General features: G+C 71.7%; 14 protein-coding genes. 7 read left to right on the top strand and 7 right to left on the bottom strand.

Annotated features, from left to right (window positions below; translation table 11 throughout):
- Nucleotides 1-9: 9 nt before the first annotated feature.
- The 3 genes from ACZ3ZD_RS26705 to ACZ3ZD_RS26695 form a co-directional block, all read right to left on the bottom strand.
- On the bottom strand, nt 10-4,272 hold the full coding sequence (locus tag ACZ3ZD_RS26705; RefSeq protein ID WP_467402185.1) for a DUF6531 domain-containing protein: 4,263 nt from the start codon (nt 4,270-4,272) through the stop codon (nt 10-12).
- A complete protein-coding gene (locus ACZ3ZD_RS26700) occupies nt 4,262-4,627 on the bottom strand; it encodes a hypothetical protein (RefSeq protein WP_467402182.1) in 366 nt (121 codons plus the stop codon). Before ACZ3ZD_RS26700 ends, ACZ3ZD_RS26705 begins: the two co-directional genes overlap by 11 nt.
- A 493-nt stretch (nt 4,628-5,120) precedes the next feature.
- Nucleotides 5,121-5,558 carry a hypothetical protein gene (locus ACZ3ZD_RS26695; RefSeq protein WP_467402179.1) on the bottom strand — a complete coding sequence of 146 codons (438 nt, stop codon included), beginning with the start codon at nt 5,556-5,558 and terminating at the stop codon, nt 5,121-5,123.
- A 448-nt stretch (nt 5,559-6,006) separates the two neighbouring features.
- On the opposite strand from ACZ3ZD_RS26695, the gene ACZ3ZD_RS26690 reads away from it, so the two are divergent.
- Nucleotides 6,007-6,243, top strand: coding sequence for a hypothetical protein (locus ACZ3ZD_RS26690; RefSeq protein ID WP_467402177.1), 237 nt, complete (start codon nt 6,007-6,009; stop codon nt 6,241-6,243).
- A gap of 10 nt (nt 6,244-6,253) precedes the next feature.
- Here the strand turns inward: ACZ3ZD_RS26690 and ACZ3ZD_RS26685 are convergent, their stop codons facing one another.
- Entirely contained in the window at nt 6,254-6,736 is a 483-nt protein-coding gene (locus ACZ3ZD_RS26685; RefSeq protein WP_467402173.1) for a hypothetical protein, read from the bottom strand.
- Nucleotides 6,737-6,946: 210 nt separating this feature from the next.
- Here ACZ3ZD_RS26685 and ACZ3ZD_RS26680 point away from each other — a divergent pair, with 210 nt between their 5' ends.
- Nucleotides 6,947-7,420 (top strand): carboxymuconolactone decarboxylase family protein, encoded by a 474-nt coding sequence (locus tag ACZ3ZD_RS26680; protein ID WP_467402171.1) that lies wholly within the window; start codon nt 6,947-6,949, stop codon nt 7,418-7,420.
- A gap of 22 nt (nt 7,421-7,442) precedes the next feature.
- Here the strand turns inward: ACZ3ZD_RS26680 and ACZ3ZD_RS26675 are convergent, their stop codons facing one another.
- Nucleotides 7,443-7,949: a DUF2000 family protein gene (locus tag ACZ3ZD_RS26675; RefSeq protein WP_467402167.1), complete on the bottom strand. Its 507-nt coding sequence runs from the start codon at nt 7,947-7,949 to the stop codon at nt 7,443-7,445.
- Here ACZ3ZD_RS26675 and ACZ3ZD_RS26670 point away from each other — a divergent pair.
- Nucleotides 7,948-8,751: a helix-turn-helix domain-containing protein gene (locus tag ACZ3ZD_RS26670; protein WP_467402164.1), complete on the top strand. Its 804-nt coding sequence runs from the start codon at nt 7,948-7,950 to the stop codon at nt 8,749-8,751. The two genes, ACZ3ZD_RS26675 and ACZ3ZD_RS26670, sit on opposite strands and share 2 nt — an antisense overlap.
- Before the next feature lie 92 nt (nt 8,752-8,843).
- Nucleotides 8,844-9,266 carry a hypothetical protein gene (locus ACZ3ZD_RS26665; protein WP_467402162.1) on the top strand — a complete coding sequence of 141 codons (423 nt, stop codon included), beginning with the start codon at nt 8,844-8,846 and terminating at the stop codon, nt 9,264-9,266.
- A gap of 99 nt (nt 9,267-9,365) precedes the next feature.
- On the opposite strand, the gene ACZ3ZD_RS26660 is transcribed toward ACZ3ZD_RS26665, so the two are convergent.
- Nucleotides 9,366-9,869: a type III secretion system chaperone family protein gene (locus ACZ3ZD_RS26660; RefSeq protein ID WP_467402160.1), complete on the bottom strand. Its 504-nt coding sequence runs from the start codon at nt 9,867-9,869 to the stop codon at nt 9,366-9,368.
- Complete coding sequence (mshA, locus tag ACZ3ZD_RS26655) at nt 9,862-11,199, bottom strand: D-inositol-3-phosphate glycosyltransferase (RefSeq protein ID WP_467402157.1); 1,338 nt, start codon at nt 11,197-11,199, stop codon at nt 9,862-9,864. The genes ACZ3ZD_RS26660 and mshA overlap by 8 nt, the downstream gene beginning before the upstream one ends.
- Nucleotides 11,200-11,493: 294 nt before the next feature.
- Here mshA and ACZ3ZD_RS26650 point away from each other — a divergent pair, with 294 nt between their 5' ends.
- The 3 genes from ACZ3ZD_RS26650 to ACZ3ZD_RS26640 all read left to right on the top strand — a co-directional run bounded on the left by ACZ3ZD_RS26650 (nt 11,494) and on the right by ACZ3ZD_RS26640 (nt 15,259).
- Entirely contained in the window at nt 11,494-12,276 is a 783-nt protein-coding gene (locus ACZ3ZD_RS26650) for a class I SAM-dependent methyltransferase (protein ID WP_467402562.1), read from the top strand.
- A 225-nt stretch (nt 12,277-12,501) separates the two neighbouring features.
- The gene (locus ACZ3ZD_RS26645; protein WP_467402155.1) at nt 12,502-13,623 is read left to right on the top strand and encodes a C40 family peptidase; all 1,122 of its coding nucleotides are present in this window, start codon (nt 12,502-12,504) and stop codon (nt 13,621-13,623) included.
- A gap of 334 nt (nt 13,624-13,957) precedes the next feature.
- Nucleotides 13,958-15,259, top strand: coding sequence for a PP2C family protein-serine/threonine phosphatase (locus tag ACZ3ZD_RS26640; RefSeq protein ID WP_467402152.1), 1,302 nt, complete (start codon nt 13,958-13,960; stop codon nt 15,257-15,259).
- The last annotated feature ends 103 nt before the right edge of the window (nt 15,260-15,362 follow it).

Raw genomic sequence — 15,362 nt, 5'->3', positions numbered from 1 at the left:
CCTTCACACTTACTGAGGGAGCTCGTCGGGGCGAGCGGGCCTGGGCATCTTCTTCCACGTGAGGAATGTCTGGCCAGTCTTCGGGTTCACGTTCCTGGTGGTCTCCAACACGTGGGGTGCCGGCACCCCGCCGTGCGGCTTGGAGTCCGGGTCGACGTCGACGCGTTTGATGGGTAGCCCTTGATCGTCGTATACAGCGTAGGCCGTCACGCTCCCGTCTTGCTTCCGCCGTACCAGGACTTCGCCCGGTTCCGCGGAATTGGGGAAGCGACCGCTGTGCGGAGTAGCACTGGACAGGTCGATTCCGCACTTGGGGGCCAAGCCCAGCGGGTCCGTCCAGCAGAGGGCGTTGACCACGTACGCATGGGGATTGCTGGAGGGCGCCAGACCCAGCGGATCCGGGCTGATGTACCGGGCTGTCTCCGGATCGTAGTAACGATGGAGGTTGTAGTGCAGCCCGGTCTCGTGGTCGGCGTACTGGCCCGGAAAGCGCAGCGGGCAGTCGACCGAGGCGGTATCGGGCTCCGGGGTCGAGAATCCGGTGCCCCAGAGAGTGGTGCGGTGCTGCCAGACGAGATCTCCCGCGCCGGAGACCAGTTCCATCGGGGCGCCGACGAGGTCCGTCACCACGGCATACAGCCGGGGCGCGTGTCCGGGATCCGTCTCCTCGGCCAGTCGGGCCAGGGCCGAGGTGTTGCCTGATGCGTCCTGCGGCAGGTGATCGGTCTGGGCCACCGGGCGATGGGTGCCCGGCGCGTAATCCCAGGTGGTGACCCGTCCGTCCGGAACCGTCCGCTCGGCCAGGACGAAGTGGTCCCAGGAGAATTCCGTGCGGTCGGTTTCCGTGCCGTCCATCGACACGCGGCTCTTGGAGATGCGGCGGCCGAGTGGGTCGTAGGCGTAGCACCAGCGGTCACCGTCTGAGCCAACCACCTCCGTCAGCCCGTCCTCGGCGTTCCACCTGTAGGTCCACGTGCGGCTCTGGCCGTTCAGCAGCCTGCGGGTCCTGCGGATCAGACGTCCGTGCCCGTCGTAGGCGTACGAGGTCCGGCCGGCTGAGCGGACCAAGGTGCCCTCGAACTCACGGTCACCCGGGGCGGCGTGGCCGGGGGCGGTGGCGCGTACGACGTTTCCGGCCAGATCGTAGGCGTAGCCCTCGCTCCAGCCAAGCGCTTGGACGCCGGTGACCCGACCGTTGGTGTCGAGGTCGAAGCGACGCGTGCCCGAGGTCAGCTCGCGGATCTCGGTGATGTAGCCGTCGGCCCGATGGGCGTAGGTACGGTGCTGCAGGAGGCGGTGGGCAGGGGCTTCCGCTCCCGCGGTCAGGGTCTGTGCGAGCAGCCGTCCAGTCCCACTCCAGGTCTGCGTCAATGTCACCTCGGCACCCATATGGCGCGTTGTCTCACGACCCGCCGCGTCGTGGACGAAATGCAGCGAGCCACCGGGTGAGTGCAAGGTGAGCGGACTTCCGGCCTCGTCGTACGACCAGGCCGAGGTCAGTCCCGAGGGGGTCGTCCGCCGGATCCGGCGCCCCAGTGCGTCATAACCGTAGTTGGTCGTATGCCCGTTCACCGTCTCGGACACCACGCGGCCGAGGGCGTCCCGTGCCAGGATGACCACGGCGTCGCCGTTGGCGGCTTGCACCAGGCCGCCGTCCGGGCCGTAGGAGAACGTCGTGATGTCCTCCTCGCCGAACCGCTGTTCCACGACCCGGCCCACCGCGTCCCGCGTGAACTGTACTGTTTCCCCAGCGCCGTTGGTGCGGGAGACCAGCCGTCCGGCCTCGTCGTGCCCATACGTCAGCGCATGGCCGTTGAAGTCCGACTCGGCGACCAGACGTCCGGCCTCGTCGTAGGTGTACGTCCAGGTGCGGCCCTGGGGATTGGTAACTCCGGTCAGCCGAAGCTCACTGTCATAGGCGAACTCGTACCGGCTGCCGTCGGGTTCGGTCTGGGTGGCGGGTACGTCGAAGTGGGTTGCCGTGTGGTGTGTCGTGCTGCCCATCGGGTCGCTGTGTGCGAGGAGGTTGCCCTCGGCGTCCCACGCCCACGACTCGCGGGTGCCGTCGGGTTGTTCCCGCCAGGACGGCTTGCCCTCGGTCGTCCAGCCAAAGCGGGTGCTGTGGCCGAGGGGGTCGGTCGCCTCGATGACCCGGCCGAAGGGATCGCGGCGGACCGTTGTCGTGTGGCCCAGTTCATCCGTCAGGGCGATGGGCAAGCCGGCGTCGTCGTAGGCGACCGTGCGGGTGTGTCCGAGGGCGTTCGTGATCGCCGTGGGGCGGCCCACCGCGTCGTTCGTGTACCGCGTCTCGGCGCCGAGCGGGTCCACGGTGCCCAGCAGGTTGCCCCGCTCGTCGTACGTGTGCCGCCAGACCGCCCCGCCGGGCTCGACCACCTCCGTGGGGAGGCCGAGCGCGTTGTACGCGGCCCGGGCGACCGAGCCGTCGGGCAGGGTGAGTTCGGTGACGTTGCCCGCGTCGTCATAGGCGTACCGCGTGGTGTGGCCCAGGGCGTCGGTAACCGTCAGAGGCTTGTCGCCGTACTCGTCCCAGTCCGTGCGGGTGACGTGCCCGAGCGGGTCCGTCTCCTCCACCACCTGGCCCTCGGCGTTGTACCGGTGGACGGAGGTGTGGCCCTGGGAGTCGGTGTACGTCGTGGTGCGGGTGGTGTCGTCGTAGGTGAGAGTGCCGGAGAGGATGCCGTCGACGCCCTCGGTACGGGTCACCCGGCCGCGGTCGTCGTAGACGTACGAGAACCAGGTGCCGTTGCGGTCGGTCCAGCGGGTGACGCGGCCCTCGGTGTCGTAGGTGAAGCGCAGGGGCTGACCGCTGGAGTTGATGACCTCGGTGAGGTTGCCGGCGGTGTCGTAGCCGTAGCGCATCACGACCGTGCCCTCGTCGGGCGCGGTGGACGGGTGGTAGCGGGACGGCGGCTCGTCCAGGAGGCGCAGGGCGGTGATGCGGGGGCCCTGGGTGTCGACGGCGACGTAGTAGCCGCCGGAGTGGCGGACGCCGAAGGGAATGCCGTCGTCGTCGCGCTCGACATCGATGCGGTTGCCGTTGCGGTCGCTCCAGGAGTCGAGCGCGAGGTGGAAGACGCCGAAGGACGGCGAGGGGACGGGGGCGGCGAAGGTTCGCGTCACGCCGGTCGACGGGTCGGTGACCGTCATCGCGGCGTCCGGTTTGCCGTCCCACTCCAGCGGCCAGCGCGGGCCCTTCACCGGCATCGTGGGAACGCCCGGTTCCGGTACCGGGTAGACCAGGCGCATGCCGTCGGCCGCCGCGAAGACGACTCCCTCGCCGTCGATCTGGAGGCACTCGTCGAGGGTGGATATCCAGGTCGGGCCGAAGCAGACACCACCCCGGTAGGAGGAGAGGTGGGTGCGGGTGAACTGAAGCGGCAGACTCCCGGGCAGGGTGAGATCGGTCTGCGTCATCAGCATGGCGCCGGTCGCCACGTCGATCGGCTCGCCCACACACGGGGTGCGCTCGGCGTTGCGGGCGGCCGGGCCCAGCTCCACCAGGTCGGGGCGGAGCGACGGCGGGCGCAGCAGCAGCGGCGTGGTGTCGGCGAGGCCGCCCTCCATGCTCGCCTTCAGCAGGCCGCCGCCCGCCCCCAGCGCGCCGCCGAAGAGCATGCCGTCCTTGGCGGCCTGGTTGACCTCGTCCAGGCTGAAGCCGTGCTGCAGACCGGTCGCCATCTTCAGCGGCTGGGCCACGGCGAGGTCGACCGCGACCGATTCGACCCCGCCGAAGGCGGCGGCGACGAGGGTGCCGGCGGCTATCTCGGCCACCGTCGTGGTGACCGCGACACCCATCGTCGCGCCGAACTCGATGACCGCGTCCGCCGCCGCAACAGCCGCCCCCGAGGCCAGGCCCGCCGTGAAGAAGGCCAGGGCCACCCCGCCCGCGATCACGGCCGCGTCGATGCCGATCCGCGTCCAGAGCTTGTTGATCGCGTCGTCGATGGCGTCGGCGAACTTCTCCAGCGCCTTGGCCATCTCCCGCGAGGACTTCGCGAGGTCGCTCAGCCAGCCGCCATCCTGGTCCTTGGCGTAGCGGCCCCAGAACTTCTCGAACGCCTCGATCGACTCACCGGTGTTGTGGTGGATGATCGAGGACGCGCTGCGGTGCACGGGAGCGCGGACATCGTCCACCGAATCGGCGAAGGCACGCCAGGCCTTCGCCGCGTCCCGCAGCTTGCCCGAGTCCGCCTCCGGCCACCACAGACCAAGCTTGAGAAGTATGTGGCGGGCTTTGTCCTCAACGCTCACCGGCACCGTCGCTCTGCTTGTCGGTCTTCACTTCCGTGAACATGCCGGCGATCAGCTGGTCGTTGTCCACGTGCCCGTCCGACAGGTCCACCAGCGCCTCGTGAATGCTCGTCAGACCGAGCACGAGGATGCCCGCCGCGCTCTCGATCTTCTTCTGCTGCGGCTTGTAGGCGTTGCCGAACTTGTCGCCCTGCTCGTCGTGGCCCCAGGGCTCGCCGAGGCCGTCCAGCGTCTGGATCAGCGTGGTCAGCGCCTTGCTCAGATCGATGGCGCCCTGGTGGAAGGCCGGTGCCGCCGCCTTGATGTCGGCGGTCTTGATGTCCAGGACCTTGCCGGGCACCTTGCCGTCGCCCATCGCTGTCGCCTCCCCCTTCACAGCTGTGGCTCCGACCATAGGACAGACGGGTAAAGGGAGTGCCATGTCGGCACTGCGCGTGATGGTGCCCGTCGACTGTTCGTCTCCGAGTTCTCCTGCTGGTTGGGCGTGACGACGTTCCGAGGAGCGGGTGGGTGAGCACCTCGTCAGCCGAAGAGACGACCAACGGAGCCGCGGTGATGCGGGCCCGCGCCTCCGCCGGAACTCGGGCTCGAACGGGTGGCGGGCAGGCGTGCAGAGCCCTTCGGGGACTCTTCCCCTCCCAGAGCAGCCAGGACCGCCCGTACCTCAGCCTCCGCGTGAGCCGCCGCCGTCTGGCTGAACGGCGACTCCGGCTGAGCCGTGAGCCGGGGCCGCTCGCCATGATCTGACCGACCGCCCCGGGCAACGGCGAACAGTTCTGAAGGCGCGTGAAAGTCCAGGGCAGCGTGCTCGGCGTTTCCTTGGCCTTCGTCATCCAGGCTGCCGGCACTCACCCCTTCCTGCTCGGCACGAGAGGACGGAATGCGGCGAGGGCAGCTTCCCAGTCGGATGCGACCGGATCTTCCGGAGGGAGGGCGGGCCCCAGGTCCTCTGCCGCGCGCAGCACCGCGGAGGCGAGCTCCGGCGCCGTCGTCCGTGCGACGACGCCGTTCCTGTAGGCGACCGACAGGCCGTCTTTGGTCCGTCGCACGACAAGGCCGAAGGAGGTGTCGGCACCGGTGAAGGTCATCACGCGGGCGTCGCCCCGGAGAAAGGCACCCAGGCTGTCCAGCAACTGGACGACCGAAAGGTAGATCATCATGCCCTGATCGGGAACGTGACCGACCGAGTCGGCCGTGCCGAGGTCCCCGGTGACGGCCATGTCGCCCAGGTCGAACCCGCTGGCGTCGCCCTGGTCGGGCCGTACGGTGAACTGCACAGTGATCACGGGGTGTAGCTCTTTCCTACCGGGAAGACTTCTCGAAGCTCTGGATCCGGCGCCCGGGATCCGATACCCGCTGGCCTCGCTCGATCATTGTCCTCACAGCCTTCTCCACCTGCCCGCGGGTGGTCGACGGAGGCATCAGATCGCCGTGGCCGCCTTGGGTGGTTCCCGAGATATGACGCTCGTCGATGTGCTGCCAGCCCCTCCCTTGGGGGTCCCGTTCAGGCGTACGCTCACGTCCTGGTGGTGCGGCCGTTGACGGTCTCGCCCACTATGCGGCAGTGACCCATCGCATCACGAGTGAACGCGACGTCCGCGTCCGCGTTGACCGCCCTGTTCGTGGTGCCGGCTGCGCGTTACGTCGTGTGGGCCGTTCGGATCTGGAGGGACTCCGCGCGCTGTCGATGCCGCGCGGTCGTTCTCGGTGCGAGGGGCGCCGGGGTGGGTGCTCGTGCGGGGTGTCGTGGTCGTCGCGGCCCACTTCGTCTTCCTGGCCGTCATGGTGATCGCGGTGAGTGTGGGACGTACGGTCACGCGGACCGGGGAGCCGGCAGAGCCCTGGATCGGGGTTTCGGCGGTGGCCCTCGGCGGCATGGGGCTCTGCCGGCTGCTGGTGGTTCTGGTCGGGGTCTTCAACAGGCCGCGGTTTCTGGTGGTTCCCGCTCTCCGGGACAAGCGGCGGCTGTGACGCGGGGCCGTCAGGACAGGTCCGGTACGCAGCCGAACCAGTTCACCGTGTGGTCGTCCCTCGTGTAGCCGAGGCACCTCATGGTCTTGTCGTGGAGCGTGGTGGTGCCGTCGAGGGATTCGTCCAGGTAGTCGGTCTTGTGGCGGGGCTGGACGAGGGTGTCGACGTCGATGACGTACCAGCGGTGCTCCTGTTCCGGGACGTCGCAGCCGCGGGCGGTGACGTTGCGGCTGGGGCCCTCGCTCCATATCGGGCGTTCGGCGCGGTCGCAGTGGGCTCGTCCGGACGCTACGGCGGTTCCCGCGCCGGTGCCGAGCAGGGCCGTCGCGCCCGTGGCCAACGCGACGGCGGCGCCGAGCAGACGGGACGAGACGCGAGGCGAGACGCGGGACGATCCGCGAAGCGAGACGCGGGACGGGACGCGAGGCGATATGCGACGCGTCGAGTGGTACGGCGTGCGGTTCGCGGTGCGGTACGGCGTGCTGTTCTGCAAGGGGTCCTCCTGGCGGGTGGGGCCTGATCCGAGCCTCACACGCCTCCCGGCGGCCGTCCTGGCGGGCGGGGGCCCGGTCCCACGTCCCGGTGACGGGCGTGGTGCCAATGCAGCAGCGGCAGTGACGCGGGTCACGTCCGGCGGTGTCACATCCGCGCCGCGCCCGCCGTCAATGAGGTGCAAGCAGTCGCACCCACCGAGGAGCACACCATGAGCGCACGGCTCGACCTTCACACCAACCCCGTCACCGGGAAGCTGTTCAAGCACTTCAACGCCGCCGGGAAGGTGATCGCGGACTCCACGCTGCCCGCCGCGACGCAGGAGCTGGTCAAGCTGCGGGCCAGCCAGATCAACGGGTGCGCGTTCTGCACCGACATGCACACCAAGGAGGCCCTGCACCACGGGGAGACGCAGACCCGGCTGAACCTGGTCGCGGCCTGGCGGGAGGCCACCGTGTTCAGTGACGCCGAGCGGGCCGCGCTGGAGCTGACGGAGCAGGCGACCCGGATCGCCGACGCGGCCGGCGGGGTCCCGGACGAGGTCTGGGCGAACGCCGCCAAGCACTACGACGAGGACCAGCTCGCCGCCCTGATCGCCCTCATCGCGCTGATCAACGCCTACAACCGCGCCAACGTCATCGTCCAGCAGCCCGCGGGCGACTACGTGGCCGGCATGTTCGGCTGAGCCGCGGGCCCCGAGGGGGGCGTCACGGGTGCATCCTCGCGCCCTTCAGCACCTTGTCCACGCCGTTCCGCGGGCCGTACACCGCCAGGCCCACCAGGTCCAGATCGGCCGTCGGGACGGCGCGGACCGCCGCCCGGTTGTCGCGGTCGTGGCCCGTGGCGAACAGGTCCGCCGTGAACACCGCGCACGGCAGCGCGCGGCCCAGTGCCCTGCCGTGGGCCGTCCGCAGGATCTCCTTCGTGCCCTGAAGGACCAGCACAGGCTGGCGGAACATGGGCAGGTACGGCACCCCGTCCGCGTCCTCGTACGGCGCGCCGACCACCTCGGGGACCGTGGTGCCCAGGCCGCTGACCAGGAACGCGGTCACGTTGAGCCGCTGCCAGGGCTCCAGGTCCTCGCGCAGCAGCACGGCGATCTTCGTGTCGAAGCGGAGAGGGGTGGGGGCGGGGGCCGTCTCAGTGGTCGGTTCCGTGTTCATGGAGTGAGACTCGCCGTCCGGGCGCGGCCGCGTCTTGTACGTTCCTTGCATGGCCGCCGGGCAGGAAGTCACCGCGTGGCGCCCCCGGGTCCCGGGCGTCACCGAGGTCTTCCACGCCCGCTTCACCGAGTACGCCTATCCGATGCACGTCCATGACGCCTGGACGCTGCTGATCGTGGACGACGGGGCCGTACGGTACGACCTCGACCGGCACGAGCACGGCACCCCGCACGACACCGTGTCGCTGCTGCCGCCGCACGTGCCGCACAACGGGTCGCCGGCCACGCCGGGGGGCTTCCGCAAGCGGGTGGTGTACCTGGACGGCAGCCGGCTCGGGGAGGAGTTCATCGGGCCGGCCGTGGACTCGCCCGACCTGGCGGACCCCGTACTCCGGCGCCGCGTGGGGCAGTTGCACTCCGCCCTCGCCCGGCCCGGCGACGAACTGGAGGCGGAGAGCAGGCTGGCGCTCGTCGCGGAGCGGCTGCGGGACCATCTGCGCCGGCGGCCCCGGCCGGGACGGCTTCCGGATCCCGTACTCGCCGGTTCCCTACGGGAGTTGCTGGACGCCCGGGTGGTCGAGGGGATCTCGCTGGAGGACGCCGGCCGGCTGCTGCACGCCCATCCCGCCCATCTGGTACGGGTGTTCAGTGGTGCGTACGGCATCGCCCCGCACCAGTACCTGATGTCCCGGCGGGTCGGGCGGGCCCGGCGGCTGCTGCTCGACGGGCTGCCGCCGGGCGAGGTGGCCCCGCTGACCGGGTTCTACGACCAGGCCCATCTCACCCGGTACTTCAAGAAGTTGGTCGGGGTGACACCGGGGCGGTACCGGAGCGGTGGGCGCCGAGCCCCGTAGGGGAGGCCCTGGCGGCTCCCTCGGACGGTTCCCGCCACGGGCAGGGCGTCACCAGCACCGAGCCGTCGAGCGGGGACGGCGGGGACAGCGGGGTGAGCGGGGACGCTTCCGGCGGAGACGTCGCCGGCTCGGGCAGCACCGGCGGGCTCTTCGACGGCGGCACCTCGGACGGCAGCGTCGACGGCGGCAGCTCCGACGGCGGCAGCACGGACGGCGCCACGGCCGGCGGCGGCAGCACGGTCGGCGGCGCGGGCGGCGGCAGCACGGTCGGCGGTGACGACGGTGGCAGCACGGTCGGCGGTGACGACGGTGGCTCTCCCGGTCCGACCGCGCCCCCGTCCTCGGGCGAGCCCTCCCCGCCGGTCGACCTCCAGGAGCTGGACCGGCGCATCACGGAACTCGACAAGAAGGTCGACAAGCTGCCGACCAAGAAGGAACTGGCCGACGCACTGCGGGCGTTCGCCGACCAACTGGACCACGGCGGCAGCACGAAGCCCGAGCCGAACCCCTCCTGAACGACCGCTGGACCCGACCGCTCCACCCGACCGGTCCAACCTGACCGCTAGACCCGACCGGTCCAACCCGACCGCTGGACCCGACCGTTCGACTCGGACTCAGTCCGCCGCCGGCCGGTCGATGAGGTGCATGAACGCCTCCAGGTTCCGCGTGGACTCGCCGCGCGACACCCGCCAGGCGTACTCCTTGCGGATCGAGGAGGCGAAACCCAGTTCCAGAAGGGTGTTGAAGGCGCCGTCGGCCGCTTCCAGGACCTGGCCGAGGAGGCGGTCGATCTCGTCCGGTACGACGGCGGCGAGGGGCAGCCGGGAGGTGACGTAGACGTCGCCGAGGCGGTCGACGGCGTAACTCACGCCGTACAGCCGGAGGTTGCGCTCCAGCAGCCAGCGGTGGACACCGGCCTCGTTCTCGTCGGGGTGGCGGATCACGAAGGCGTTCAGCGACAGGGAGTGGCGGCCGACGAGGAAGGACACCGTGGTGGACAGCTTCCGGCTGCCGGGGAGCTTGACCACGTAGTTCCCGGGTTCGGGGTTCTCCCACTCCAGTTCGGCGTCCTTGAAGACGCTCTCCAGGACCTGCCCGGCCTTCTCCACGTCACCCATGGTGGGAGCGTACGCGACGGCGGTGGGACTGGGTCGCGGCCGTGTAGACGTCGGCGGTGGCAGCGGCGGCCGTGTCCCAGCCGAAGGACTGGGCGTGCCGGGCGGCGGCCTCGCCCATGCGCGGCGTGAGGTCCGGCCGGTCGGCGAAACGGCGGAGCACGCGCGCGTAGTCGGCCGGGTCGTGGCCCTCGACCAGGAAGCCGGTCTCGCCGTCGCGCACGGCGACCGGCAGGCCGCCGACGGAGGCCGCGAGGACGGGGGTGCCGGCCGCCTGCGCCTCTACGGCGACCAGGCCGAAGGACTCGCTGTACGACGGCATGACCAGCACGGACGCGGCCCGGAACCAGTCCGCCAGCTGGTCCTGGCCGACCGGCGGGCGGAACCGTACGACGTCCGCGATGCCCAGCCGGGCCGCGAGCTTCTGCAGGCCCTCCGGCTTTTCGAGTCCGCTGCCGCTGGGGCCGCCGACGACCGGGACGAGGATGCGGGAACGGAGCTCGGGGCGCTCCTCCAGCAGGACGGCCACGGCGCGCAGGAGGACGTCCGGCGCCTTCAGGGGCTGTATGCGCCCCGCGAAGAGCGGGATCAGCGCGTCCTGCGGGAGGCCGAGGCGGGCGCGGGCGGCGGCCCGGCCGTCGGCGGTGCGGAAGCGATCGAGATTGACGCCGGGGTGGACCACGGCGACCTTGGCGGGGTCGGCCGCGTAGTGCCGTACCAGCTCGTCGGCCTCCTCGGCGGTGTTGGCGATGAGCCGGTCGGCGGCGGACACGATCTGGGTCTCGCCGATGACCCGGGCGGCGGGCTCGGGGGTGTCGCCGTCGGCCAGGTTGGCGTTCTTGACCTTGGCCATGGTGTGCATGGCGTGCACCAGCGGCACGCCCCAGCGCTGGGCGGCGAGCCAGCCGACGTGGCCGGAGAGCCAGTAGTGCGAGTGGACGAGGTCGTAGTGGCCGGGGCGGTGGCCGGCCCAGGCCTGCATGACGCCGTGCGTGAAGGCGCACAGCTGGGCCGGGAGGTCCTCCTTGGCCAGGCCCTCGTAGGGGCCCGCGTCGACGTGCCGGACGAGGACGCCGGGGGCCAGCTCGACCGAGGGGGGCAGGCCGCCGGCCGTGGCCCGGGTGAAGATCTCGACCTCGATGTTGATCGCGGCCAGCCGCTGGGCCAGCTCCACGATGTAGACGTTCATGCCGCCGGCGTCGCCGGTGCCCGGCTGGTGGAGCGGGGAGGTGTGCACGGAGAGCATGGCCACCCGGCGGGGCCTGCGGTACAGCCGGAGCCGCCCGCCGGCCGACGGGGAGCGTCGCCCGAGCCTGCTGACGTACTGGCTCACGTGGCGTTCCTCCTCGCTGCGGGCATGCCTGCCGGGGGCTCCACCGCGCCCTCCACGGGGGTGCAACAGCGAGCGGGTGCCCGGTCATTTCCCGTACAAGCGGTTTTGCCGAATCATTACCGATGATCGATCAACGGTTCGAATAGGGATGGCGTCCGGTGGGAGCACGGGAGGGGGGCGCGCTGCGGGCACGTCGGTGGGGCGGCGCCGGGCCCGCTTACCCTCGTACGCATGGCCACCCGCGCAGCGTCCCTCCCCCACCCCCGGCTCCGGCCGGGCAAGGGGGTGCCCGTCGTGGGAACGGTGACGCGCGGGACGACCAACCCCAACCGGCTGCGCCGCATGGACCGCTGGATCGCGGCCGTGCACGGCGCCGCGCTGCGCCGCGCGAGCGATCCGGTGGCCGTCGACCTCGGCTACGGCGCCGCGCCCTGGACCGCCGTGGAACTGCTGACCCGGCTGCGTGCGGCAGCGCCCCGCGCGCGCGTGGTCGGCGTCGAGATCGAACCCGCGCGGGTCGCCGCCGCCCGGCCCTACGAGCGCGAGGGCCTGGTCTTCCGGCACGGCGGCTTCGAGGTGCCGATCCCCGAGCGGCCGCTGCTCATCCGCGCGGCGAACGTCCTGCGCCAGTACGACGAGGACCAGGTCGCCGGGGTGTGGCGGCAGCTGTGCGCGCGGCTTGCGCCGGGCGGGCTGCTGGTGGAGGGGACGTGCGACGAGATCGGGCGGCGGCACGTGTGGGTGGCGCTCGGCCCCGAGGGTCCGCGCACGGTCACCTTCGCCACCCGGCTCGGCTCCCTGGACCGCCCCTCCGACCTCGCCGAACGCCTGCCGAAGGCGCTGATCCACCGCAACGTACCGGGCGAGCCGGTGCACGCCTTCCTGCGCGACTTCGACCGCGCCTGGGCGGCCGCCGCGCCGTACGCCGCCTACGGCGCCCGGCAGCGCTGGCTGCGCGCGGTACGGGACCTGACGGCCGACTGGCCGGTGACGGACTCCCCGGCCCGTCGGCGGCAGGGCGAAGTGACGGTGGCGTGGGGCGCGTTGGCCCCCCGGGGCGGCCCGGGTCCGAGCTGACCCCGGCCGGTTTCCTTTCCCCCCCGCGGATATCACTCGTTCGGGGTGCGGGAGGCGGAACGATCGCCGCGCGTCGTTCGTCACACCGGCGAGGAGATCGTCGCAACCGGCGGTGAGCGGGGGGAATCCCGTTTCCGACGGCCTCTGTCGCTTTGCGCGCGGCCGTGGCACGATCCCTCGGGGGACCGTAAGTTACTGACGGTAAATCAGTTTGGGGGAAGTGGTATGCGTTCGGGCAAGCGCGGTCTGCTCACGGCCGCCCTGACCGTGCTCTGCGCGGTGACCGTCCTCTCGGCGCCCGGCACGGCGTTCGCGTCCGTCGCGCCCGCCCCCGCGCAGAAGGCGGCCCCCGACCCGACGACGCCCCCGGCGGGGACCCCCACGCCGGCCGCCACGCCGACTCCCGCGCCCGACAAGGACCTTGAGGCGGTCCGCGAGAAGCTCGACCGGCTCTACCACGACGCGGCCGTGGCCACCGACGCCTACAACGCGGCCGAGGAGAAGGCGAAGAAGCAGTCCGCCGAGATCGTGGCGCTGGCGAAGAAGATCGTCGAGGGGCAGCAGAAGCTGGAGAAGCTCAAGGACCAGGCGGGCGCCGCGGCCCGCGACCAGTACCGCACCGGCGGCCTGTCCTCCAGCCTCCGGTTCCTGCTGAGCGACGACCCGGGCCAGTTCCTCGACGGCGCCGGCCGGGTCCTCCAGGGCCAGCACGCGGCGAGGTCGCTGATGGAGGAAAAGGCCCGCACCCAGAAGGACTTGCAGCAGTACGCCGACGACGCCTCCGACCGGTGGCGGCAACTGGAGGCCAACCGCAAGACCAAGGCCGCCGCCAAGAAGAAGATCGAGAAGCAGATCGACGCGGCCGAGGAGCTCCAGTCCCGGCTGGAGAAGAAGGAGAAGGAGCGGCTCGCCCAGCTGGAACAGCAGGCCGCGGACAAGGCGCAGACCGCCTGGCTGGACACCGGTGTCCTCAAGGACGTCCACGGCAAGGCCTCCGCGCAGGGCGAGAAGGCCGTGCGGTACGCCACCGAGCAGCTCGGCAAGCCGTACGTGTGGGGGGCCGAGGGGCCGGACTCCTTCGACTGCTCGGGCCTGACCTCCCAGGCCTGGGCGGCGGCCGGGCACCCGGTGCCGCGCACCTCGCAGGAGCAGTGGAAGCAGCTCGAACACGTCGACGTGAAGGACATGCGCCCCGGCGACCTCATCATCTACTTCTCCGACGCCAGCCATGTCGCGATGTACGTAGGCGACGGCGCGATCATCCACGCCCCGCGCCCCGGGCGCACGGTGACGATCGCGGGCGCCGGCTCGATGCCGATCCTGGGCGTCGTCCGGCCGGACGCGTGAGCGCGGTCGGGCGGTCGTACGGCCCACTCGGGAGCGCGGCCAGGCGGTCGTACGGCCCGATGCCGTGAGCCGGGAGGGGGCCGGGCCGGCCATGTGACCCACCACACGGTCAACCCCCGCCCAAACGACCGCGGGACGTGAGCTTCGTCATCCCGTCCGGGCGATCACCGTGTCCAACTGCGATACGAAACGCGGCATATGGCGGCGCCGGAGCCCGGAGCGACGCGGCTCACACCATTCCATCGGGGTGGCAGCACCCGCTATGGTCCCGGTCGGTGGGTCGAGACCCCTCGACGCCGCCGTGCCCTCGGGGGGAGGGAAGGAACCCAGGACAATGCCCGTACCCGTACCGCGGCAGAGAGCGATCCCGGCCGTGGAGAGTGGTCAGGCGCAGGCCGCCCGCACAGTCGGCGGCCCCCTCAAGGAAGAGGCCCACCGCGACGCCACGCCCGTGAACGGCACCGGCGCCACTCTCACCCTGCTGCTGATCGAGGACGATCCGGCCGGTTCGCCGATCGTGCCCGACCTGCTGGACTCGGCCGGCAAGCCGATCCGCGTCCGTACCGCCCGCAACCTCACCGAGGCCGGGCGGCTGCTCACCGACGACGTCCACTGCATCCTGCTGGACCTGGCGCTCCCGGCGCCGGGCGGCAGCGACGCCGACGACGAGCTGGCCGTGCTCAAGCACGTCCTCCAGCTCGCGCCCCGGCACGCCGTGCTCGCGCTGACCGCCTCCGGCGACGCCGAGCGCGGCGCCGAGGCCGTGCGCGTGGGCGCCCAGGACTACCTCTTCCGGGACGAGCTGGACGGCCGGCTGCTCAGCCGTGCCATCCGGTACGCCGTGGAGCGCAAGCGGTCCGACACGGCCGAGCGCCGGCTCGCCGAGGGCAAGCTGCGCGCGCAGGAGAACCGCCGCCTGGAGCGCGGCCTGCTGCCGACTCCGCTGCTGGAGGGCTCCGCGCTGCGCTTCGCCGCCCGCTACCGCCCCGGCCGCTCCCGTGCGCTGCTCGGCGGTGACTTCTACGACGCCGTACGCACCCCCGACGGCACCGTGCACGCCATGATCGGCGACGTCTGCGGGCACGGCCCGGACGAGGCCGCGCTCGGCGTGGAGCTGCGCATCGCCTGGCGGGCGCTGACCCTGGCCGGGCTGTGCGGGGACGAGCTGCTGAACACGTTGCAGCAGGTGCTGGAGCACGAGCGCGCCGACGAGGAGATCTTCGCGACGCTGTGCACGGTGGACATCGCCCCCGACGGCCGCCGGGCGGGCCTGTGCCTGGCCGGCCACCCCGCCCCGCTGATCGCCCGCCCGGGCCGCCCGGCGCGGCTGCTGCCGTACGAGAACAACGGCCCCGCGCTCGGCCTGCTGCCCGGCGCACGCTGGCCGCGGATGCAGGTGGAGCTGGGCGCCGAGTGGAGCCTGATGCTGTACACCGACGGCCTGATCGAGGGCCGCGTCGGTGCGGGCGGCGAGCGGCTCGGTCAGGACGGCATGCTGCAGATGATCCGCCGGCAGCTCTCCGAGGGGCTGCGGGGCGAGGACCTGCTGCGGGCCGCGGTGAGCGAGGTCCGCGACCTCAACGGCGGCGAGCTGACCGACGACGTCGCGGTGGTACTGCTGGACCGGACGGCGTGAGCGGACCGACGACGACGCGGTAGTGCCGCCGGGCCGGACGGCGTGAGCGGACCGAGGACGCGGTAGTGCCGCCGGGGCCGGACGGCGTGAGCGTGGTCTCGCC

The organism is Streptomyces sp. NPDC023481, from assembly GCF_055560195.1.
This window is presented reverse-complemented; position numbering and strand designations above follow the sequence as displayed.

Excerpts from the sequence above, each read along its gene's own strand:
- ACZ3ZD_RS26680 (WP_467402171.1), top strand. The coding sequence starts at position 6,947 with ATGAGCGCACGGCTCGACCTTCACACCAACCCCGTCACCGGGAAGCTG.
- ACZ3ZD_RS26645 (WP_467402155.1), top strand. The coding sequence starts at position 12,502 with ATGCGTTCGGGCAAGCGCGGTCTGCTCACGGCCGCCCTGACCGTGCTC.
- ACZ3ZD_RS26660 (WP_467402160.1), bottom strand. The coding sequence starts at position 9,869 with ATGGGTGACGTGGAGAAGGCCGGGCAGGTCCTGGAGAGCGTCTTCAAG.
- ACZ3ZD_RS26675 (WP_467402167.1), bottom strand. The coding sequence starts at position 7,949 with ATGCAAGGAACGTACAAGACGCGGCCGCGCCCGGACGGCGAGTCTCAC.
- ACZ3ZD_RS26700 (WP_467402182.1), bottom strand. The coding sequence starts at position 4,627 with ATGGGCGACGGCAAGGTGCCCGGCAAGGTCCTGGACATCAAGACCGCC.
- ACZ3ZD_RS26670 (WP_467402164.1), top strand. The coding sequence starts at position 7,948 with ATGGCCGCCGGGCAGGAAGTCACCGCGTGGCGCCCCCGGGTCCCGGGC.
- ACZ3ZD_RS26640 (WP_467402152.1), top strand. The coding sequence starts at position 13,958 with ATGCCCGTACCCGTACCGCGGCAGAGAGCGATCCCGGCCGTGGAGAGT.